Source organism: Priestia sp. FSL H7-0729 (genome assembly GCF_038005685.1).
Taxonomy (GTDB): Bacteria; Bacillota; Bacilli; order Paenibacillales; family Paenibacillaceae; genus Paenibacillus.
On record NZ_JBBOTQ010000012.1, the window covers coordinates 24,972 to 47,947 of the forward strand.

The following is a 22,976-nucleotide window of genomic DNA, read 5'->3' on the forward strand; positions in this document are numbered from 1 at the left end:
CAGGGAAATTTGGAGGCAATGGCGATCGGAAGAACGAGCCGTCACCGGAACAACACTCGTGCAACCTTATTTTAAATTTTAATGGAGGTGAATCCCTCAACCTGAGGGAAATCATTGGACGGAATAATAGCCTTGAATTTATTTTTAGTAGCCGTATTTATCGGTCTGACAGCCTTTTTCGTTGGAGCCGAATTTGCAATTCTTAAAGTACGGATGTCCCGAATCGATCAATTGATCTCGGAAGGTAACAAAAAGGCAGTACTGGCCAAAAAAGTGGCACACAACCTGGATTATTATCTGTCGGCATGTCAATTGGGGATTACCATCACGGCGCTCGTATTGGGAGCCTTGGGCGAACCTACCGTTGAGAAAATGCTGCACCCGCTATTTGAGCGTATGGAAGTGCCGGCGGCGTTGTCTACCGTGCTTTCCTATGGTATTGCTCTAGCAATCATTACGTTCCTGCACGTGGTTATTGGTGAATTGGCACCGAAAACACTGGCGATTCAGTTTGCAGAGAGAATGACGCTGTTGCTGGCACCACCACTGTATTGGTTCGGTAAAATCATGAATCCGTTCATCTATGCGCTGAATGGAGCTGCTCGTCTGTTGCTTGGCATATTTGGTGTAAAACCTGCCGGGCATGATACCGTTCACTCGGAAGAAGAGCTGAAGCTGATTATGGCGCAGAGCTATGAGAGTGGTGAGATCAACCAGACAGAGTTGGATTATCTGAAGAACATTTTTGCTTTTGATGAGCGTTTGCTTCAGGAGATTATGATTCCAAGGGAAAAAATCGTTACCCTGAATAAAGAAATGCCGCTTGATCAGATCATTGAAACGCTGAATCGACATGAATACACGAGATATCCTGTTATTGCAAATGGAGATCAGACGCATTTTGTTGGTTTCATCAACACGAAAGAAATGCTGACGAGTGTGGCTGCTGGCCGCGCCTTTAATATGGAGACATTTGTCCATAATACGCCGAGTTTCTCCGAGCGTTCTCCAATTAAAGATGTACTGATCCAGATGCAGCAAAGCCGTGTACACATTGCAACCGTGAAGAACGAAGCAGGTGCTACGGTAGGTATGGTTACGATGGAGGATATCCTTGAAGAGATCGTCGGAGATATTAAGGATGAATACGAGCACAAAGATTTGGTGAATCCACCGAAAAGAATGAAATTGGTATAAAAAGCAGTGCGATAAAGATATTACAGAATTAGCAAAGCAATGTAATTGTAGTAACGAGAAACAGGTTCCCGGTGTAATCGGGGCCTGTTTTTTTGGTTTACATCTTAATTTTAAAATAAATGCTTGCATATTGCAGTTCAATAGATTAATATAAATTTAAAGAATCTTAATTTAAAGATAAATAACAAAATCGAAATAAATAAAAGATGCAAAAACAACCTATGATACGATTAAATACTAAACCAAGGGAGTGGAGATTATGTTCAAAACTACAGGCATTCATCATATTACAGCTTTTGTAGACGATGCACAGAAAAACGTTGATTTTTACGCAGGGGTTTTGGGGCTCAGACTGGTGAAAAAAACAATTAACTTTGATGCACCAGACGTCTATCACTTGTATTACGGGAATGAACAGGGCGCGCCGGGCACCATCATCACCTTTTTCCCACAGCAGAATTCAAGAAGAGGTGTCATTGGTTCGGGTCAAACTGGAGTTACCGTATATGCGGTACCTGTAGGAAGCTTGCCTTTCTGGAAAGAACGTCTTACTTCCTTCGACATTCCATATGAAGATAAAACCAGATTCGGTGAGCAGTATATTCGTTTCTTCGATAAAGGTGGCCTGTTGCTTGAACTTGTTGAGCGCGAAGGTGGTCAGCCAAGCAGCTGGAGTTTCAACGGAGTTACACCGGAGCATGCCATCAAAGGATTCGGCGGCGCTGTATTGTTCAGCCACGTTCCTGAGAAAACCATGGATGTATTGGTGAGCAAACTCGGTTTGGAGCAGGTCGGCGAAGAGAATGGACTCCTTCGTCTACAGGCAAGCGGCGATATTGGCCAGATCATTGACATTCAGTCTACAGGCATTCAACGCGGTATTGGCGGAGCCGGAACGGTCCACCATATTGCATGGCGTGCCAAAGACTACGCGGAGCATGAACAAATTCAGCAGGATCTTGAACAATCCGGATATCATCCAACACCGGTCATTGACCGTCAATACTTCAACGCTGTGTATTTCCGGGAGCCGGGAGGCATACTGTTCGAACTGGCCACCGATCCTCCAGGATTTGCACGGGATGAACCCGCAGAGAGCATGGGTGAGAAACTGATGTTGCCTGAATGGTATGAACCACAGCGCGAACAGATTGAACAATTGTTGCCACGAATTGAAGTACGTGAATGGAAGGGAGAGTCCAAATCATGACCACAACCAATACAATGAAACATATTTATAAAGCAGGTGCACAGGCGGATGCGCCAACAATCCTGTTGCTTCACGGTACAGGCGGTACTGAGAATGATCTGATTGGTCTTGCAGAGATGATCGCGCCAGGAGCTGGTATCCTTGGAGTGCGGGGTAACGTATCGGAGAACGGGATGCCCCGTTTCTTCCGCCGCTTGGCCGAAGGGATTTTTGACGAAGAAGACTTGATTGCTCGTACCGCAGAGCTGGGATCTTTTGTAGATGCAGCTGCGGTGGAGTATGGTTTCGATCGGTCCAACGTGTATGCACTGGGCTACTCTAATGGTGCCAACATTGCAGCAAGCCTGATCTTCCATCAAGCGGATGTATTCAAAGGTGCAATTCTGCATCATCCAATGGTACCGCTGCGCGGACTGGAATTGCCGGATCTGAAAGGTCTGCCTGTGTTCATTGGTGCAGGCGAGAACGATCCGATTGTACCAAGACGTGAAACCGAGGAACTCGCTTCACTGCTTAGCGGTGCAGGTGCCGATGTAACCTTGCACTGGGAGCGTCAGGGTCATCAATTGACGCGTACTGAGGCAGAAGCTGCGGCAGCTTGGTTTAAGACACAGGCTTAATTCGGGTATTTCCTTATTAAATGAACGGTATGTTAGTCCTAGGTATAGTGAAGCTAGAGCAGTTACAAACAGCCTGATGGAAATTGAAATCGGGCTGTTTTTTTTATATTTAATTTTGGGTTGTGAAGCAAACGAAAAGCTGCTGTTATGTAAGCGTAACGAATGGGGTAAACATTTGAATAAGCAACAATTGACGATGTATTCTTGTATTAAGGAATAAAGAAATCTGGGGATAACAGCGATCGGAAGGTTGTTCTGTCATCAGAGTGAAGTAAGAATTGCACGAACATCATGAACTGGAGGGGTTAATGTGGAACGTAACATCAAGGAACTGGTACAGCGGATGACACTGGAAGAGAAAGCGGGTATGTGCTCGGGACTGGACTTTTGGCATCTGAAAGGGGTGGAGCGTCTCGGTATCCCATCCATCATGGTGACGGACGGACCTCATGGGCTGCGGAAGCAGGATGGCAGTGCAGATCATCTGGGTCTGACATCGAGCGTGCCTGCAACCTGTTTCCCGTCTGCGGCAGGACTGGCTAGTTCCTGGGACAAGGATCTGGCGCGTCAGGTCGGGGTAGCCCTGGGTGAGGAATGTCAAGCCGAGGATGTAGCGGTACTGCTGGGTCCGGGTGTGAATATTAAACGTTCCCCACTGGGCGGACGTAATTTTGAATACTTTTCCGAAGATCCGTTGTTATCCACGCAGATGGCTACCGGTCATATTCAGGGCGTGCAGAGCCAGGGTGTGGGTACATCTCTCAAACACTTTGCAGTCAATAATCAGGAAGAACGGCGCATGTCGATTGATGCGGTAGTAGATGAAAGGACGCTGCGCGAGATTTATCTGGCGAGCTTCGAAGGTGCGGTGAAGGATGGACAGCCGTGGACGGTGATGTGTTCTTACAATAAGGTGAACGGTACGTATGCAGGTGAGAATGAATGGTTGCTGACGGATATCCTGAAAGACGAATGGGGACACGAAGGTCTTGTGGTATCAGACTGGGGCGCGGTTAATGAACGTGCAGACGCCCTTGCAGCAGGACTTGAACTGGAGATGCCAACAAGCGGTGGAATCGGTGAGCGTAAAGTGATCGATGCTGTAGAGAGTGGAAAATTGCCGCTGGACAAGCTGGATCGGGCGGTGGAGCGTCTGCTTACGCTGATCTTCAATGCGGTTGATCAAAAACAAGATGGGGCCACATATAACAAGGATGAGCATCACCAACTTGCGCGCAAGGTGGCCGCCGAGAGTATGGTTTTGCTGAAAAATGAAGAGGGTCTTCTGCCGCTGGGGCGTGAAGGCAAAGTGGCGTTAATCGGGGCATTTGCGCGTAAACCTCGCTTCCAGGGTGGCGGCAGTTCCCACATTAATCCGACCAAAGTGGATGATATTGTGGAAGAGATGACACAGGTGGCTGGCGAAGGTGTAACCTTCTCCTATGCCCCAGGTTATCGGATTGAAGCGGATGATGTGGATGAAACGTTAATGCATGAGGCTGTTCAGGCAGCGCAGTCAGCGGATACCGCCGTGGTGTTCGTTGGGTTGCCGGATCGTTATGAATCCGAAGGGTATGATCGTGCCCATCTGCGTCTGCCTGACAATCATATTCGGCTGATTGAAGAGATTGCGAAAGTTCAATCCCGTGTGGTCGTTGTACTGAGCAACGGATCTCCAGTGGAGATGCCTTGGCTGCCCCAGGTACAAGCGGTGCTTGAAGCTTATCTTGGTGGACAGGCGGTTGGTGGAGCGATAGCTGATCTGTTATATGGAGAGGTAAATCCGTCCGGTAAACTGGCAGAGACATTCCCTGCCAAGCTCAGTCATAATCCATCTTATCTGAATTTCCCGGGTGAAGGGGATCGTGTCGATTATCGGGAAGGCATCTTTGTTGGATATCGCTATTATGACAAAAAAGAGCTGGAGCCCCTGTTCCCGTTTGGTTATGGACTGAGTTATACCACATTTGAATATGCTGACCTGAAGGTAGACCGTACGGAACTGACCGATCAGGATGAGGTAAATGTACATGTCCGGGTCACCAATACTGGTGACATAGCGGGCAAGGAGATTGTCCAGTTGTATGTCAGCGATGTAGAGAGCACAGTTATTCGTCCCGTCAAAGAACTGAAGGCTTTTGCCAAAGTAGCTCTTGAACCTGGAGAGTCAAAAGTAGTGAGTTTTACACTAAATAAGCGTTCATTCGCCTATTACAATGTAGATATGAAGGATTGGCATGTGGAGACAGGTGAGTTCGAGATTCAGGTGGGCAGCTCCTCTCGGGACATTCATGTGCATACACGTGTGAATGTAGAGTCTACAGCGACATTCCTTCCCACTTATACGCGTAATAGCACATTGGGAGATATCCAGCGTGATCCGGCCCATAAAAAGCTATTGGAACAGGCTTTGCAGCAGTTCCAGGAAGCTAGTGGATTTGGCGGTGATGATGCGGGTGATCATGCGGATATGATGGATGCAATGATGAAATATATGCCGCTGCGTGCACTGGTTGCGTTTAGCGGTGGGGCTATGACGGAAGAAGCGATGAATGAGCTGCTGGAGCAGCTGAACAACAACAAGGATCATGGTATTCGGGGATAAGGTGCAGTATCTCTAAACCGAATATGCGTTCATCCTTGGATGAAGTGACTGTGCAATCCGTGCAGGAACTGCGTACGAAGCTACAAGAAGATGCATGTGAGGACCAGCCGCATAGTGGTTGGTCAGTTACCCGATCCGATTATGGATCGGGTTTTCTTTTTGCATAAGGGAAAAGAGGGAGAAAGAACGGTGGGATGGGTGATGATCCTTGCAACGTGACATAAAGCGATAGAAACGACAGGACGGCTGTAACATGATGGCGCAACATGGTTGTGGTAAAGGATGGATTATTCTATAATGAAGTAATTGATAATCATTTTCAATTAGGGTCGATGTAAGATGACTATGCTTGTAATCAGGAGGGGAATATGAATCCTAACCCTAGCTCACATACATTTGGTTCAAGTGCGTTTGTTCAGACCCGCGATGGTCGTAAACTACATTATATGTCCAAGGGGACAGGGGGATTTACGGTGGTGTTTGAATCCGGTATGGGCGCCTCCAGATCGAACTGGGGACTGGTTGCACCAGCCATTACTGAGCATGCACGCGCCGTCGTGTATGACAGGGCAGGGGCGGGACGAAGTGATGTCGACTCGGCTCCCCGTACCCTTGAACGCATTGCAGGGGATCTTGGAGAACTGCTGACAGCTCTGGGCCCGGGCCCATTCATCCTGGTTGGACATAGCTGGGGAGGTCCGATTGTACGGGCTGCGGCGTCTGCGCATCTGTCTCGATTACGTGGCATTATTCTGGTGGACCCATCAGATGAGCATTGCGATATGTATTTCTCCAAGCTTACTAAAAAGAGTTTTGCCCTTAACGGTTTCCTCATTCCAATCATGGCGCGTACGGGTTTATATAAGTTGCTCGGCAGCAAAGCGGGAAGCATTCAGCCTGACGATGTGGCGGCGGATCATATCAAGGAAGATTTCACTGTACGAGCAGCCAGCACGATGCTTGCGGAGGGCAAAACATTTCTGAGTGACATGGGAGCGTTGTTGGAGCATCCGCCATCTCTGGGTGATCTGGAAGTTAGCGTGATCTCGGGTACGAAACCGGGTAAGGGAGAGGGGAAAATCAGACCTGCACTCATCAAGGCGCATCGCCAGACGGTGAGCAAGCTATCCAATGCAAGATGGATTGGGGCGAATCAATCGGGACATATGGTTATATATACAGACCCTCAGGTCATTATCGATGAGATTGTACGAATGATAAATGATGTAAGCTCAAGCGCAAGAACAGAACAAAAGTGATACAATACAAAGAAAAGCAGTGCGCGACATTGCTAGACCATAAAAGCGGAGTGTGGAGACAACATGAAACCAGTTGAACAAGAACCAACGGGAACCACAAGTCCCGGTCGTGCCAGTGTTGGCATGGAAGATATCGTACGCGCACATCATGTGCTGCGTGAGGTCATTGTAAGAACGCCGTTGCAGCGGGATGCTGTATTATCGGCCAAATATAACTGTAATGTGTATCTGAAAAGGGAAGACCTTCAAGTAGTGCGTTCGTTCAAAATTCGGGGCGCCTATAATATGATTCGCAGTCTGACACCAGCCGAGATGGAGAAAGGTATTGTCTGTGCGAGTGCAGGCAACCACGCTCAAGGTGTTGCTTTTAGCTGTAATGCCCTCGGAATTAACGGCAAAATCTTCATGCCAAGTACAACCCCGAACCAAAAGGTGAAACAGGTAAGACGTTTTGGCGGTGACAACGTTGAAGTGGTGCTGATCGGGGATACGTATGATGATGCTTACGCAGAAGCGATGCGTGCATGTGACGAACAGGGCATGACGTTTATCCACCCTTTTGATCAACCGAAGATTATTGCAGGTAATGGTACGGTAGCGATGGAAATCATGGAAAGTCTCGATGAGAATGCTGACTATGTGTTCGTGACGATTGGTGGCGGAGGACTGGCGGCCGGCGTGGGAACCTACATGAAGACCGTGAGTCCGGAGACACGCATCATCGGTGTTGAGCCACTTGGGGCAGCTTCCATGAGTGAGGCGATGTTCCGCAAACAGGTTGTAACGCTGGATGATATTGATAAATTCGTGGATGGCGCAGCCGTGAAACGGGTTGGTGATCTGACCTATGATATCTGCAGCAGTATACTTGATGACATTGTGAAAGTGCCTGAAGGCAAAGCCTGCACAACCATTCTGGAGCTTTATAATGAAAATGCCATCGTGGTTGAGCCTGCCGGTTCCTTGGCTGTTGCAGCATTGGAGCAGTATCGTGAGCAAATTGTGGGCAAAACGGTGGTCTGTGTCATTAGTGGCGGGAACAACGATATCGACCGGATGCAGGAAATCAAGGAGCGTTCCTTGATCTATGAAGGTCTCAAATATTATTTCATGGTTAATTTCCCGCAGCGTGCAGGAGCCTTACGTGAATTCCTGGAAGAAGTTCTAGGGAAGAATGATGATATCACCCGGTTTGAATATACGAAAAAGCATGATAAGGAAAATGGCCCTGCCTTGGTGGGCATTGAGCTGATGTACAAGGAAGATTACCAACCGCTCATTGAACGTATGAACCGCAAAGGTATCGCCTATACCGAGCTGAACAAAAACCTGAATCTGTTCAACATGTTAATCTGATGAATTATTCAACAAGGCAGTCAGACATGCAGTCGGAGGTGAAATGAAGTATGCAATCAGATCACCAAGAAACATCTCCTCTGATCAGACCAGCGCGCATAGAAGATGCAGATCAAGTCATTCCGTTGCTGTACCAGGCGATAGGAGATATTGCTTACGCGCTTGCTGGTGAGGCGGATCATGAGAAGGCGATGCAGATTTTGCAGGCGTTCTATGTACAGGAAGACAATCGGATTAGTTATCGTCACGTAACGGTGATGGAGCACGATGGGCTGGTCGCGGGAATTCTCGTAGCCTATGATGGCGGTGAAGCAGATCGGCTGGATCAGCCGATACTGAATCGCCCTGGACGAAGCCGGGAAGAGAAGTATGCATTGGTCAAAGAAACACGTCCGGGTGAGTATTATTTGGATACTCTCTCGGTAAGTGAAGCTTATCAGGGGCAGGGCATCGGCCGGGCACTGATGGCTGCTTTTGAGCAGCAGGGCAGAGATCTGGGTCACTCCCAGGTATCCCTGATTGTAGAACGGGACAACGGCCGCGCGCTAATGCTCTATGAACGACAGGGATATGTCAAAGACGATGTGATTGTCATCGGAGGACATGAGTATAATCATATGGTCAAACCGATTCAATAGTTGAGGGAGCTGACGGGTTGAGTCAGTTTTGACTATAGAAGCAAAAAGAAACCGCGACAGGAGCGATCCTGTTGCGGTTTCTTTTTGTGATTATCTATTGGGATTTAGCTTGAATTTGAACAGGATATTAACCGTGGGAGCGGATTAACTCAATAGTTGGCATAGTCACTGACAGGCACATGCTGCTCCAGCCATTTCTCGACAGCAGCCGTTTTCTCGAAATTCGCTTCGGTTACGACGTCCATGAACTTTTCGAGTTTGGTCAGGAAGGCACTGTCTTCGGAAGAGTTACGTTGTAAGACAGCTTTGTAACCTTTCTGGGCATTGGCAGTCATTTTGTTCGTTTCGTAGTCAAATAAAGGCGTATTATTCAGGCCATAAAACGTATACAAGGTATAGTTATTCATCAGATTTTTCACCTGTTGTACCCGATTGGACTTCGGATATTCATTCAGGAATCGTTCCTGATTCAAAGCGCGATTGAGTACCTCCTGATAGCCAATGACCAGTGCACCATCATCGGCGGCAAGGTTGCTGGTTTCAACAGCCATGATATTAATGTATTGTTTGATGTCTGGTTTCACGTACGAGATATATTTCTGAAAAGCCATATAATTCATGATCGGATAGAGGGAGCCTTCCAACATAACCAGGCGATAACCGCTATCCCGTGCTTGCTGGAGCAGTGCACGCAGACTGGCGTCGTTGGTGCGGCTCATCAGTTGGGTGAAGCTATCATTCCACTTGTAGGCTTTGATCATCTTGTCTTGAACATTAGGCACCAGTAGACGGTCCGTCATGGCTGTTAACGCCTTGTTGCGGGCATTCTCCAGTTGTAAGACCATCAGAGTTGCATGATAAGTGGTGACTTGATTGATATGAGATTCGAGATAAATATCCGCGGCAGGCAAGCCGTTCTTTTTGTAGAGCATGGACTGAAATGTTTTATATATCGTTGTTGAACTGGCAGTTGTGACTTTGGGTTCTGTACTGGAAGAAGCGGCAGCAGCGACTCCGGATAAGGGAGCGACAGCCGTTTGGAGCAGCATGAGGATGGCGGTGGCGGTAATGAAGGTGCGCATGCCTTTACGTTTGGCAGATTGGAACGATGATGTCATAGATATGAACCTCCCGTAGTTAAGAAAATGATAGGTGTTGTTCACTAGTCACTATACATTAACCCAATTGGTGCAGGATGTGGTTGCGGAATGGTGACAAATTCTTCTGTTATTTTTAACTTTTGGAGGGTGGAAGATAGAGGAAATTTTCTGCGAAAATAAATTTTGTACAACTGGAAACTTTTGAGCTGATCTGAACGTCTTAGATGTGCACAGGTAAATACAGGAATTAATGAAAAGAACAGCGAATCTATTTCGATGTTAACTAATTGTGAGAATGGGGATATGGGATATGAGGAAAGCGGGAGGAAAACAAGTGAAGAAGGTAATGTCAGCGCTGGCTGTATCGGCCATGCTGATGTCCGCACTTCCAACGTCGGTTATGGATGCAGCTGCGAGAATCAGCATATATATTAATGATGCAGAGTTATCCTCTGCTCAGGCACCTGTGATGAAAGGCGGACGCGTACTGGTTCCGCTTCGGTCGATTTTTGAAGGATTGGATGCGAAGGTACAGTACACGAACAGAACCAAAACGATTGTTGCAACTCGCGATGATCAGGAAGTTACTTTGAAACTTGGTTCCAAAACGGCATACATCAACGGGGAAGCGATATCGCTCGATGTACCTGCCAATACGATTAAGGGCAACACGATGGTTCCGATTCGTTTTGTCAGTGAAGCTTTTGGAGAGAAAGTATTCTGGAACTCGCGCAATCAGCGTGTAGATATCAAGACAACGGCTACACCTCCAGTGGATGAGACACAATATGCTGCATGGAACATCTATGGATCGGTATCCGGAAGTAATGGAGATGGTCGTGACCTGACCGTGAGCTTCACACGTCCAACGTCGGAGAAGGCGGTCTCTGCTTACCGGATTATGCTGGTGAAAACACGCGATGTGAATACCTTCACGGAGTCGGCAGCGTCTGCCGTACCTTCTGCAAACTATACATCTGTAACACCGAATGGCAGCAATCCGAAACTGACGCTTAATGCACAGACGCGTGACGTGAACGGGGATTTGCTTAATAGCAATGAAACGTATCGCCTGTATGTCCTGACTGTTGGTAACAGCAGCAATAATTATAAAAATGCATTGAACTGGTCTTCCCAGGCATTGAAGCTCAATATTGTGAAATCCACAGTACAGGCGGTTACTAATCTGCGTGCCGCAGATATTAGTGACTATGGCGATGGCCGCGATCTGGAGATCAACTTCACACAGCCGAGCACGACATCGAACATTACGTATTATCGTGCATTTGTTGTTAAAGCGAAGGATTCTTCTGCATTCAATCTGGCTGCAGCGAATAAAGTGTCGAGTGCAAACTCCACGATCATATACAAAGGCAACACCGCTGCTGTCAAAAGCCAGCTGACTTCTTCGACCCGGGATACGTCCGGCGAATTGATCAAGAGCGGTACAGCATATGTAGTGTACATCTTGTCCGTAAGCACCAATACAACAACAGACAGCAAGCTGTCTGCAGCATCCTCTTCACTTACCCTGTCCGTGAATACAGCAACATCACCAGTGATTACACAGGTGAAGGATAACTCGGATTATGGAGATGGTCGTGATATTCAGGTGAGTTTCAACCGTTCATCGGATGAGTCCAAGGTGGCGAATTATCGCGTCTTCGTGGTGCGCAACTCGGTTGCCAGCAGCTTCAATCTGACAACGGCAAGCAACCTGTCCTCCAGTCTGTACTATACGGTGAATAAAACAGGTAACAACATTACAACGACTTTGCCTTCATCCATGAAGGACACAAGTGGTTATAACGTAACGAATCTGCAAGATTATCGCATCTACGTGATGGCGGTGGGCAATCAGCAAAACGGATACACCAATGCCCTGTCAGCTTCCTCCACTGTGCTGAGACTTACAACGAACGGTAACGCGGGAGTGATTAGTAACCTGGCTGTTGCGGATATTAGCGACTACGGTGATGGTCGTGATCTGCGCGTGTCTTTCAACAAAGCTGCGGATGAATCCCGGATCTCTGCCTACCGTGTATATGTCGTTCGTTCCGCTAATGTGGGCAGCTTCACACTAAGCGCAGCTAATGCATCGAACAACTACACGCAAGTGAACAAAACGGGTGGTAACCTGTCCGTTACGCTTCCTAGCAATGCGTATGATACAAGCGGGAATTGGATTACCAATGGTGTTCCTTATCGTGTATTCATTATGTCAGTAAGCAATAGCGGAAACTCGAGTCAAAATGCGTTGTCTTCATATTCATCTCAGATTACATTGACTACTAACACGGCTGTTACCGCTCCGACCAGTGTGACTGCAACGGACATAGCGGATAACGGAGATGGACGTGATCTACGTGTAACATTTAATCGATCGTCGAATGAGACGAACATTTATCATTACCGTGTATTTGTAGTCAAAACATCTAACTTGGGTGGATTTGATTTGGCCGAAGCTAATCGGAACTCCAACTTTAAGGTGGTAAATAAAGCTGGAGGAAGTGGAAATTACACGGTGACTTTAGACGATACCAAGGCAACAGATGGTACAAATATTCGCAATGATGAAAACTATCGCATATTTGTGCTCGCGGTAAGTAATAGCGGTAATTCATCTAATGTATTGTCTACAGCCTATGCAGATGTTAGATTGTCCGTAACCAGTGCAGTAGGAGCAGTTACAATTACTAAAATTGATGTTAAAAACGAAGATCAAGCAGCTGGTGATGTAACGGATGTGACTTTGAGATATACGGAACCAGCTTCCAAAGCGGGCATTGGACGTTATGTTGTTATGGTTGCTCCGACAGGAAGCGCATTTGGGCTCAATGTAGCGAAGAACATAGCGAAAGAAAACAACTCCAATACAATAAAATCTGTGGAAACATCTGGAGGCATTGCTACACTTCCAAGTGTACTGTTTGATATCAATGGTCAATCCATTGTTCCCGGAAAATCGTATACGGCTTACATTCTATCCGAGTCATCTGACGCTAAACGTGAATCAAATATGTCTTCATCTACGTTTACGATTAACGCCAAAAAGCAGGCACCAACACCTGTTGAGAAGGTAACGGGTGTAAATGCAACAGTAACTGATAATTCCATCAATGTAAGTTTCACTAAGCCGACTAATGAGGCAGGCATTGCTCGTTACGATGTGTACATTGTTAAAGAAGGGGGCAGTACAGGTACTTCTGGTACAGTTCTAGCCACAGTAAGTACGGGTACCGCTCCATGGACAGCAACAGTGGGTATTACAGCTAAGGATTCAGATAATGTAGATTTTGGAGCAGGGAAATACCGGGTATTGGTAGTCGCAGTGGCTGACACGTCGTTAAATACATCAGTCACCTCTGAAGGGACTTTGACCATTCCGCCAGCTTCTTCTGGTACTGATCAGGGAGCCGACAATACAGGTAAATCCTCTAATCAGGATAACGATGCAAGTGCCTCCGGTGGTAGTGGTATTTAAGTATCAGCTTGAGGTACCTCATAAAACAAACAAAGTTTAATACTTGGATGAATACATCATCTGGATGAGTGACAGAGGTAGTGAAGGGCACGGAATCGATTCTGAAGAAGCAGCAGCGTTCGCCTTTGTCTCCGAATTTTTACCTTTTAAAGGTTGATCAAGAAAATTTGGAGACAACAGCGATCGCAAGAACGATCCGTGACCGGAACGGCCACTCAGAGAAGCGCAATCTATTTTCAGTAAAGTAACATGTTAACTCCCTTTCCAATAGAGAAGGGGAGTTTTTTTATTACCCTTTTGAAAATCTTGTCGCCAAAAAGGTTCCTTAGACCATTGTTGAAACAGAACAACCCGATGGATAATAGAAGGAATAAGCTAGAAGCCAATAAGCCGAAAGGAATGATGGAATGCTTGCATTTCGTTTGACGGGCCTGCCGGATTCCCGGTTGCCGCTGTACTTGTATTGTGTGGGCACGCAGGAAAAGAAAGTTCTGCATAGACCGGATGGATTTCCGGTGTATCAGTTGTTTTTGTCACGCGGCGGTGAAGGGCAGTTCAGGCTTCCGGGAAAAGGGACGTGGACGATGGGAGCAGGGCAGTTGTTCATCGTGGAACCCGAGACTGCACATGAGTATGTGCCTCATTCCAAATCCGAAGGAGAACTGGGTTATATCGGCATTGGCGGTGCATCGGCTGGATCGATACTGCAATTTACGGGCTTGCTTCAGAATGAGCCGTGCCATATCTCTGGTTTTGAACTCATCTGGTCACGGATGACCAATCTCTGGCATGCGCTGGATCAAGGAGCAACGGAGATGTGGAACACATCAGCCCTTATCTACCAGCTTATTTTAGATATAGCACAATCGAAAATTCCATCTGATGTCGACATCGGAGGTATTGGATCATCTAGGACACAGCACGGCACTGTAACACGATCTAATCGGGAGTCCGATCCGAGCAAGGATGCACTCGTTCGAGCAGTAGCATTGATGCATACGCACTACCAGGATGACCTGTTATTGAAGCATGTCGCTGACGCAGTGGGTTATTCGGTTCAGCATCTCAATCGATTATTTCATCATCATTATGGCGTGACAGGACATCAATATATGCAACGAATACGTTTACAGAAGGCTTCGGAATGGCTGGACAAGCATCCACGAGCAAGTGTGCGAGAGGCGGCAGAGACCATCGGCATGGAAGTGAACTATTTTATCCGGATGTTCAAGCGGGAGTTTGGAGAGACGCCAGGCAAAGGAATTAAACATCGCAATCAGCTCCAAATGGAAAAAGGGACCCCAAAGGCCCCTTGATCCATGATATAACGTGTTATGCTGTTTTCTTCTGACCGAATAAAGGCCGTAACGTAGCAAGCCCCACAATGCCAATCACCGCACTCACCCATGGAGCTAGTGCAAATACCGGAAGTTTATCCCGTAGTGGATACCCGACAAACAGCACGAGTACCACGACCACGATGTAGATGACGATCCCCCGAATATTGAGCTTAGGTACCTTATTTCGGTCCGCTCCTTCATCGTCTGGTCGCTCAGCAAGACGGCGAAGCATTTCCACCAATGCGATTCCGCCGACGGCTGCAACGATTAAGGAAAATAGACTGATGTGTTGGAATGGTTCCGTGTCTCCTCCAGTCCAACCCACGAACAATCCTGCACACCCTTGGATCAGCATGACAAAAGACAGTGCGGCCCACGCGATCATGGCATACCATTTCGGTGTCCGTTTGGCTGGATCAGCATTCTCCGTTGGCTGTGGTTCAGCATCGTTGGCTTTCTTTTTCGATGAAGCTGATGCATTCTGACCACGGGTTGAAGAGGATTTACCCACCTCAACGGCAGCCGTCTTCTCCGGTGCTGTATCTGTTATCCCGAGCTGTGCATAGATGTCTTGTTCCAGATCAGGTCCGTATAACTCGCGAGCGGGTTTGTTATCCCGCTGAGCCTGTACGATCGCTTTTCCTGCGGAGAGAATCCATTCTTCCTGTGTTCTCTCGTCCGCTGGCGAATGACGCGCAATGGTGCTGATCTCGTCATACAACTTCACATGTTCAGGTGTCATACGACTCATCTCAGTTATTTGCCGATTCTGTATTTCTTTCAGTTTCTTATAGGAAATCCCCAATGATTGCTCCCCCTGTCTACACACGTTCTGATCTTCCAATTGTCCGAAGACCCTGACGGTATTTTAGTATACGGGAAGGGCTCTCGTTTCGCAAAGTCATTCCTTATTAAAAAGCTGCTCATGGTTGGCCCAGATCCCTACACAGGCCAGAATGACACAGGTGCATAACAGTACCAGTTTACCGTGATGTTGAATCCATTCCAATAAATGTTCCATGAATTCATTCCTTTCGGCAGAAGGATTCCGAGGCATATACTGCCATGTATTGTTCATTTATTTTCCCCCGTTGATGTGAAAAAATACCCGCACGCTGCCCAGATCTAACGATTGTGTGACGTATGCATAAAGAGCAGCCGATTCCATCACAATAGTAGCATTTCCAACAGAAATCCAAGATTGGAGTGTGCTTGTGATGGACAAACAAACAGATTTGACGCGGAAGCTGCTACTGAACAGCAACTCCCGTGGAGTCGTGGACGAGGTTGTATCCTTTGAGGAGAATCTGGAGGACACGGAGTATGCGGAAGAACTGACAGATAGCAATTTGAGGGGAAGAAGTTTCTGGGACAATAGCGATTCCGGTCATGAGCATGAGTGGAATGGACGGATAGAGACCCACGAGATGTTCCGTAGAAGCTACGAATAACGATCCTGCAACACTAGGTTAGAATTTCAACAGATATCTGGGCCAGCTGTTCATCAGCGTGGCTCATTTTTTTGTGCTCATCAGCCGATAAAATGTAGACTAACAGTCCACGTAGAAAGGGTTCTTACTTACGTTGACTTGCAGGGTACGGGATGATAATATATGAATAACATCTTAATACACACTAAACTTATCGGATTATATATATTTAATAAATGGAACTTAACAGGCTAAGCGTGGAAAGGGGAAATCGGTATGGAACGTCAGATCAGTATCCGACATGGACAGGAAGAATTAACAGCCACGATTCATTATCCGGTTGTAAAAGATATCAAGGAGGAGAAGAGTCAGCAGCGCGTACCTCTGGCAGTCATCTGCCACGGTTTCGTGGGTAGTCGGATCGGTGTGGACCGTTTGTTTGTAAAAACTGCACGGGAGCTGGCGGAAGACGGTTATCTGGTTCTGCGTTTCGATTATATCGGTTGCGGAGAGAGCAGCGGGGAGTATGGAGCCGAGGGACTGGAGTCCATGGTGCTGCAGACCCGCTCGGTGCTGGATTATGCGGTCAATTGCAGTGATGTAGATCCTACGCGTGTTACCCTTATTGGTCATAGTCTGGGTGGTGCTGTTGCATTACTAACGGCCGTACGCGACAAACGTGTCAAGAATCTGGTGATGTGGTCCTCCGTGGGTTATCCATTCAATGATATCGTGAAGATTACGGGACGAGAAGTATACGATGAAGGCGTGAAACTGGGTGCAGCTGATTATCTCGGATACAAATTCACACCAACCTTCTTCGAATCTCTCGCAGAACATCAGCCATTCCAGGAAGCAGTCAAGTTTAGTGGTGATGTTCTCGTCGTGCATGGTACGTCAGATGATATTATTCCTGTAGACTACGCATTTCTGTATCAAAAGGTATTCTGGATGCGCCAAGAGGGCCGCTGTGATAAGGAGATCATCTTCCAGGGCGATCACACCTTCTCATCAGGTAAAGAGCGGGAACAACTCATTACGCGTACCAGAGAGTGGCTGGGCGAACGTCAGAAGATCGAGCAGGATTGGCAGCACTGGATGATATAAGTGGCAGGATTACAACGATTTGGGAATGTCAGCTTGGAAAAGCGCCTTCTTAGGGGTAAAATAGAAGAGTAAGCATTCTATCCGTGTCTGGAGGTTGGCAGCAATGACATTACCCGCACTTTTCATTGCGCATGGTTCTCCCGCTCTGGCGGTGGAGAGCAATGACTACACTCACTTCTTGAACCAGCTTGGAGACAGGCTGCCGGCTCCGAAAGCCATTGTCGTATTTACGGCGCATTGGGATTGTCCTGAACCGTCCGTGACGATGGATGATACACATCAGACCTTGCATGATTTTTATGGATTTCCTTCTACGATGTATACGATGGAATATCCTGCATCCGGGCAGCCAGATCTGGCAAACGAGATATGTGCTTTGTTCACCCGCAGCAATTTGGCGCATCAGCCAATTCGAGGCCGAGGGTTGGATCATGGCGTATGGGTACCGTTGCTCCATATGTACCCCGAGGCGAATATCCCTGTGATCGCCGTATCTGTAGACTCGCTGCGTACGCCGCAGGAACAGTATGATATTGGCCGAATGCTGGAACAGCTGCGTCATGATGATGTGCTGATCATTGGCAGTGGTGGAACGGTCCACAATTTACGATTGCTCGGCAATACGGATGAACCGCAGGAGTGGGCGGTGGAATTTGATAACTGGATCGGGGAGCGCTTGGAGCAGTGGAATACAAGAGAACTGTTTCAATACGAGAAAAAAGCCCCTCACGCACGCACGGCTGTTCCATCGTATGGTACAGAGCATCTTGCACCTTTGTTCTACGCTATGGGTACGGCGGATATGTCCCGATCAGCGAAGCGTCTATTCCAGTCTTACCCGTATGGAACGCTCAGTTTGAACTGCTGGCAGTTTGGAGACGGCGTGTAACTTGGAACAGACAACAGCCTGATTATGGTGCTTGAAGCCAGTTTCGTACGGATAACATAACGTGTATTAATGAATACAATTACAATATATAAACACAAAAAAGGTTACTGTACACCCTTGAAGGGCTACAGTAACCTTTTTTCAATACGAAGACTTATCCATGCAATAGATATTTATTTGCGGATTTCGAACAATTCACAGTCTGTACGCGAATGATAAGCGAGTTCACTGACACTGGATTGTACCACTACGGTATTGCTGTCAAAACGGATAATGATGCCACCGGAGTCAATCTGGTGATTATCTTTAAAAACTCGAACCTTATACTTCATATCCATGGCTTCCTGGAAGTCTACATCCGTTTCAAGACGTCGCTGGGTCGGCATATCGTGTACTCCTTTGATGTTCAACTTTATGTTCATCATAATACGGTTTTCTTTAGCAGGGCAAGTTAGGCGAGGGCAGCCGGGCTAATCATGGAAAGGAAAAAGCCCTGCTCTCCGGGGGATGGAGAGCAGGGCGGCAGCGTTGTTGATTATTGTTTAAGCTGTTTTCTGAGTCGGGCTAATCGTTGGTGTATCTTTAGGGTGATTACCTTTGTTACGAGTGATCAATCCGCGAAGGTAAGGCAGTACCCAGTGATCCAGACCGATTTTACCTGCATTTGCACCAGCAACTACCAGGAAGATTTGCATCAGAACCAGTTGAGCGTTCGTGCTTACTGTACCCGAGAAGAGGAACGCGAAGTTCATCACGAGAGCCATCAGTGCAGCCAGTGTTGTGAAGCAGCCGAGTAAGAGTCCTACACCTACAAGGAATTCACCGAGCGGGATGATGAAGTCGAACAATCCTGCGTTTGGTACTGCGAATTTCTCAAGGAACGTTCCCCACCATGCTTGAACTGTAGGATTTTCACCTGTTGCTTTGCCGACTGCCCCTGCGAGGAACCCGCCAGCTTGGAATCCGCCAGTCAATTTGCTCCATCCGTGAGTCATCCAATCGTAACCGATATACACCCGAAGTACTGTCAAAATCCACATTGCCACTTTGTTTTCTCTAAGCCATTGGTTGAAGCTGAACATATAAACCACTCCTTCATGGAATCTAGTGTGTTGTTTTTGTTTTTCTAAGTGATCACCTTTGATGTCTTTATTATATAGTCCAAAAGTCGTTTTGTTTGTGATTAAAATCACAATCTAGTTCAAATTTTAAGTAAGGTTTGAGAAGTTCACATTTAGGACATATTTTTCTTCCACTTAGCTGTTTCAATTGCAGGATTCACGCTGTATCAAGGCCCTCTGGGCGCAGACAAATTAGACGGTGTGTGATTAAATGGAAAGAAATACGTGAAATGGTTGCCCACATGAGACATATATCACAACTTAGAACTAGGCCATATCGTTCAGGAGGTCCTATATTGAAGTTTTTTAAATGGAACAAAGCGGCATCCGCTGCATCTCTGTTTATTCTCTCATTAAGTCTTGTTGCTTGCCAAAACCAGGAGGCGGTTCAGATGCCACTTCAGCCAGAACCCGCACCTGCACCTGTACAAGAAGAACAGACTGTGGAGGAGTCCAACGCATCTCTCTACACAGCACCTCTTACAGGTCTGCCTGTAGATGAAGCGATTACGCGTCGACCACTCGCCGTCATGATTAATAATGCACCAGCGGCTCGCCCTCAATCGGGTCTAAGTTCAGCCGATATCATTCTTGAAGTCCTCGCAGAGGGAGGCATTACCCGGTTTATAGCCATCTTCCAGAGTGAAGGTGGTGCTGAGACGGTTGGACCAGTTCGCAGTATACGCCCATACCTTATTGAGCTCGGCGAGAGTTATGATGGGGTTCTCGTTCATGCCGGAGGCAGTCCGGAGGCTTATTCCATTTTGCAAAGGCAGCAGAAACAGCATATGGATGAAATATCGAATGGTGGACCTTATTTCTGGCGTTCCTCGGATCGTAAAGCCCCACATAATCTGTATACTTCAGCGGACAAGCTGAGAGAAGGTTCAGATATCAAGGGTTATAGCCATGATTTTAAGTCTCCCGTATACATCTATAACGAAGAAGGTGCGACATCTGCAGGAGAGGAAGTACAGCAGTTCGATATCCAATATTTATTGGATAGTTACCGGGTGACGTATGATTATGATGAAGTTAGCGGACGATATATGAGAATGGTGAATGGGAAGGCAGATCAGGATCTGGATAATGGGACTCCACTTGGCGCAGCAAACATTATTGTGGCAGGTGCAGATCACAAGGTACTCGATAGTGTAGGGCGGTTGTCTGTTAATTTGGAACAGGGTGGGGAAGCGATGTTGTTCCAGAAGGGCAAGATGATTCGTGGGCAGTGGGTGAAGAAGCAGGGGGATATTATTCGTTTCGTTCAGGATGGCAGTGAAGTGGCTCTTGTGCCCGGTAAAACGTTTATCAGCATTGTACCCAATCAACCGGAATTTTCTAGTCATGTGAAGCTGGCTGGCCAATAGAAGGATGTAATGAAAGAAAACGATGAAACATGTATCCATTTTGTTGTCGAAAAGGCATGATAAAATACCTTGGCATGAAAATTAGAATAGTGTTGATTCCGTATTTTGATGCCGAATTGTAAATGCAATGTAAAATCTCAACTTGAATTTACCATTATTCCAAATAATTAAGATTCATTTCAGATTAATGTGATAAGAATATAAAAAAGGATCACACCTTTTGTACAAACCATGAAACAAATATGATAAGATATCAAAGGTTGTCATTTCATGTTTCATCGGTTATCGGCAATTTTTTCCGTAAAGGGGATAGAGCTATGAAGCTTAAGAAGAAGAAGGATATATTTTTTGAGACACTGGAGAACATGGCAGATACGGTTGTTCAAGCGGCAGATTATTTCTCCCAGCATGTTTCCAACCTTCAGGATGTGACTCTTTTTGCCAATGAAATGAAGAAGTACGAGTCCCAATGTGATGACTATGTGCACACAATCATTACGGAACTCAACAAAACGTTTATCACGCCGATCGAACGCGATGATATTATGGAGCTGACAACGACACTTGATGACGTATTGGACGGACTCGAAGCAACGGCTTCCCGTTTCTATATGTACCAACTGACTGACCCAGACGAATATATCGTTCAATTCGCTGAAATTTTGCGCCAATCGGCATACGAAATTCAGAAGGCCATTCATTTGCTGTCTCAGAAAAAATTGCTGGCGATTCGTGAGTACACGATTCGATTGAATGATCTGGAAAATCAGGGCGATGAAGTGTTGCGCATGTGTATCAAGAACCTTTTCGCTACCGTTCCTGATCCGATTGAATTGATCAAACGTAAGGAAATTTACGAACGTCTTGAGACCACAACGGATGCTTGTGAACACGTAGCGAATGTGCTCGAATCCATCATCATGCGTAATTCTTAAGGAGCCAGAGAATAATGGAAACAACGATTTGGGTATTAGGTATAGTCGTCTTCCTTGCACTGGCGTTTGACTTCATCAACGGTTTTCACGACACGGCCAATGCCATTGCCACTTCAGTATCGACACGGGCACTGACGCCACGTCGCGCGATCCTTTTGGCAGCGGTAATGAACTTTGTCGGTGCGATGATGTTTACAGGCGTTGCGAAGACGATTGGGGGGAGTGTAACCGACCCCACCACGCTGGATAACGGGATCGAGGTCGTCATAGTCACCTTGATCGCCGCGATTATCTGGAACCTGGTTACATGGTGGTTTGGTATTCCGTCTTCCTCCTCACACGCACTTATCGGGGCCCTTGCAGGTGCCGTGCTCGTAGGCGCAGGATCCGACAAAGTGAAGTGGAGCGGATTCATTGATATCGTTGGAGGTTTGCTATTATCACCTCTGATCGCATTTGCCATCGGTTATGTGGTCATGACGATTCTTAAATACATTTTTGCCAAACGCAGTCCTCATAACGTGAACAAAGGTTTCCGTACGGTACAGATTTTCACGGCAGCACTGCAAGCTTTCACACATGGTACGAATGATGCACAGAAGGCGATGGGGATTATTACATTTGCTTTGGTTGCAGCTGGTGTACAAGATCATCTGGAAGTGCCGCTGTGGGTTAAAATCTCGGCAGCAACTGCGATGGCTCTGGGTACATCCATTGGTGGTTGGAAAATCATCAAAACGATGGGTACCAAAATCTTTAAAATTGAGCCGATTAACGGATTTGCCGCGGATCTGTCAGCTGCTTCCGTTATTTTCACAGCAACATTGCTTCACCTTCCAGTTAGTACTACGCACGCGATCACATCAGCTATTCTGGGTGTGGGTTCCGCGAAGCGTTTCTCTGCTGTGAAGTGGGGACTTGCTGGACGGATCATTATTACGTGGTTCATTACAATTCCAATTACTGCGGGACTGGCAGGATTGTTGTACTGGATTATTTTCTAAAGAGAGAAGTGATCCCGAACGAACTCGGGGTTACCAGAAAAACTGTTCATAACTGTGTGAATATCGGGATATGTGGACAATTATACAACCAAAATCAAGAGGCGCCTGTGCATGAACGTGTGGACAGGCTGGATATGTGGATAGCCATCCGTGGAATGATAAACCAAAAGAAGATATTCCTGTGGATACAGGGAACTGTGGATAGGGAAATGAGAGAAGCCAACAGGGTTGGCTTTTTTTGTTGTCGAGTTTGAATGCACGTCTGTGGATATTTGGAACACGTGGGAGACGTGCTCATGGTTAAAGTTGTA

General features: G+C 46.8%; 20 protein-coding genes. 15 read left to right on the forward strand and 5 right to left on the reverse strand.

Annotated features, from left to right (window positions below; genetic code table 11):
- Positions 1-114: 114 nt before the first annotated feature.
- From MHH93_RS22145 to MHH93_RS22175, 7 genes are all read left to right on the forward strand, one after another.
- A complete protein-coding gene (locus tag MHH93_RS22145; protein WP_500055781.1) occupies positions 115-1,197 on the forward strand; it encodes a hemolysin family protein in 1,083 nt (360 codons plus the stop codon).
- Positions 1,198-1,456: 259 nt separating this feature from the next.
- A complete protein-coding gene (locus MHH93_RS22150; protein ID WP_500055782.1) occupies positions 1,457-2,407 on the forward strand; it encodes a ring-cleaving dioxygenase in 951 nt (316 codons plus the stop codon).
- A 14-nt stretch (positions 2,408-2,421) separates the two neighbouring features.
- Positions 2,422-3,027 (forward strand): alpha/beta hydrolase, encoded by a 606-nt coding sequence (locus MHH93_RS22155; RefSeq protein WP_500055872.1) that lies wholly within the window; start codon positions 2,422-2,424, stop codon positions 3,025-3,027.
- A 310-nt stretch (positions 3,028-3,337) separates the two neighbouring features.
- On the forward strand, positions 3,338-5,632 hold the full coding sequence (locus MHH93_RS22160; protein WP_500055783.1) for a beta-glucosidase family protein: 2,295 nt from the start codon (positions 3,338-3,340) through the stop codon (positions 5,630-5,632).
- 368 nt (positions 5,633-6,000) lie between these two features.
- Positions 6,001-6,891: an alpha/beta hydrolase gene (locus MHH93_RS22165; protein ID WP_500055784.1), complete on the forward strand. Its 891-nt coding sequence runs from the start codon at positions 6,001-6,003 to the stop codon at positions 6,889-6,891.
- A gap of 63 nt (positions 6,892-6,954) precedes the next feature.
- Positions 6,955-8,247, forward strand: a complete 1,293-nt coding sequence (ilvA, locus tag MHH93_RS22170; protein WP_500055785.1) for a threonine ammonia-lyase IlvA — start codon at positions 6,955-6,957, stop codon at positions 8,245-8,247.
- Between the two features lie 50 nt (positions 8,248-8,297).
- Positions 8,298-8,885: a GNAT family N-acetyltransferase gene (locus tag MHH93_RS22175; RefSeq protein WP_500055786.1), complete on the forward strand. Its 588-nt coding sequence runs from the start codon at positions 8,298-8,300 to the stop codon at positions 8,883-8,885.
- A 149-nt stretch (positions 8,886-9,034) separates the two neighbouring features.
- On the opposite strand, the gene MHH93_RS22180 is transcribed toward MHH93_RS22175, so the two are convergent.
- Entirely contained in the window at positions 9,035-10,003 is a 969-nt protein-coding gene (locus MHH93_RS22180; RefSeq protein WP_500055787.1) for a hypothetical protein, read from the reverse strand.
- A 316-nt stretch (positions 10,004-10,319) separates the two neighbouring features.
- Between MHH93_RS22180 and MHH93_RS22185 the strand changes: the two genes are divergently transcribed.
- The gene (locus MHH93_RS22185) at positions 10,320-13,469 is read left to right on the forward strand and encodes a stalk domain-containing protein (RefSeq protein WP_500055788.1); all 3,150 of its coding nucleotides are present in this window, start codon (positions 10,320-10,322) and stop codon (positions 13,467-13,469) included.
- 407 nt (positions 13,470-13,876) lie between these two features.
- The gene (locus tag MHH93_RS22190; protein ID WP_500055789.1) at positions 13,877-14,785 is read left to right on the forward strand and encodes an AraC family transcriptional regulator; all 909 of its coding nucleotides are present in this window, start codon (positions 13,877-13,879) and stop codon (positions 14,783-14,785) included.
- Between the two features lie 16 nt (positions 14,786-14,801).
- Here MHH93_RS22190 and MHH93_RS22195 read toward each other — a convergent pair whose 3' ends face one another.
- Both MHH93_RS22195 and MHH93_RS22200 read right to left on the reverse strand, forming a co-directional pair.
- Positions 14,802-15,614 carry a DUF1129 family protein gene (locus MHH93_RS22195; RefSeq protein ID WP_500055790.1) on the reverse strand — a complete coding sequence of 271 codons (813 nt, stop codon included), beginning with the start codon at positions 15,612-15,614 and terminating at the stop codon, positions 14,802-14,804.
- 96 nt (positions 15,615-15,710) lie between these two features.
- Complete coding sequence (locus MHH93_RS22200) at positions 15,711-15,887, reverse strand: hypothetical protein (RefSeq protein WP_500055791.1); 177 nt, start codon at positions 15,885-15,887, stop codon at positions 15,711-15,713.
- A gap of 139 nt (positions 15,888-16,026) precedes the next feature.
- On the opposite strand from MHH93_RS22200, the gene MHH93_RS22205 reads away from it, so the two are divergent.
- From MHH93_RS22205 to MHH93_RS22215, 3 genes are all read left to right on the forward strand, one after another.
- A complete protein-coding gene (locus MHH93_RS22205; protein ID WP_500055792.1) occupies positions 16,027-16,260 on the forward strand; it encodes a hypothetical protein in 234 nt (77 codons plus the stop codon).
- Positions 16,261-16,515: 255 nt separating this feature from the next.
- The gene (locus tag MHH93_RS22210; RefSeq protein ID WP_500055793.1) at positions 16,516-17,346 is read left to right on the forward strand and encodes an alpha/beta hydrolase; all 831 of its coding nucleotides are present in this window, start codon (positions 16,516-16,518) and stop codon (positions 17,344-17,346) included.
- Positions 17,347-17,449: 103 nt separating this feature from the next.
- Entirely contained in the window at positions 17,450-18,235 is a 786-nt protein-coding gene (locus MHH93_RS22215; RefSeq protein WP_062836227.1) for a DODA-type extradiol aromatic ring-opening family dioxygenase, read from the forward strand.
- 173 nt (positions 18,236-18,408) lie between these two features.
- On the opposite strand, the gene MHH93_RS22220 is transcribed toward MHH93_RS22215, so the two are convergent.
- Together MHH93_RS22220 and MHH93_RS22225 are read right to left on the reverse strand one after the other, a co-directional pair.
- Entirely contained in the window at positions 18,409-18,621 is a 213-nt protein-coding gene (locus MHH93_RS22220; RefSeq protein WP_500055794.1) for a hypothetical protein, read from the reverse strand.
- Between the two features lie 156 nt (positions 18,622-18,777).
- Entirely contained in the window at positions 18,778-19,317 is a 540-nt protein-coding gene (locus MHH93_RS22225) for a DoxX family protein (RefSeq protein ID WP_062836230.1), read from the reverse strand.
- A 335-nt stretch (positions 19,318-19,652) separates the two neighbouring features.
- On the opposite strand from MHH93_RS22225, the gene MHH93_RS22230 reads away from it, so the two are divergent.
- From MHH93_RS22230 to MHH93_RS22240, 3 genes are all read left to right on the forward strand, one after another.
- Positions 19,653-20,726, forward strand: a complete 1,074-nt coding sequence (locus tag MHH93_RS22230; protein WP_500055795.1) for a DUF3048 domain-containing protein — start codon at positions 19,653-19,655, stop codon at positions 20,724-20,726.
- 317 nt (positions 20,727-21,043) lie between these two features.
- Complete coding sequence (locus tag MHH93_RS22235) at positions 21,044-21,661, forward strand: DUF47 domain-containing protein (RefSeq protein ID WP_062836231.1); 618 nt, start codon at positions 21,044-21,046, stop codon at positions 21,659-21,661.
- A gap of 14 nt (positions 21,662-21,675) precedes the next feature.
- The gene (locus MHH93_RS22240) at positions 21,676-22,665 is read left to right on the forward strand and encodes an inorganic phosphate transporter (protein ID WP_062836232.1); all 990 of its coding nucleotides are present in this window, start codon (positions 21,676-21,678) and stop codon (positions 22,663-22,665) included.
- Positions 22,666-22,976: the final 311 nt, after the last annotated feature.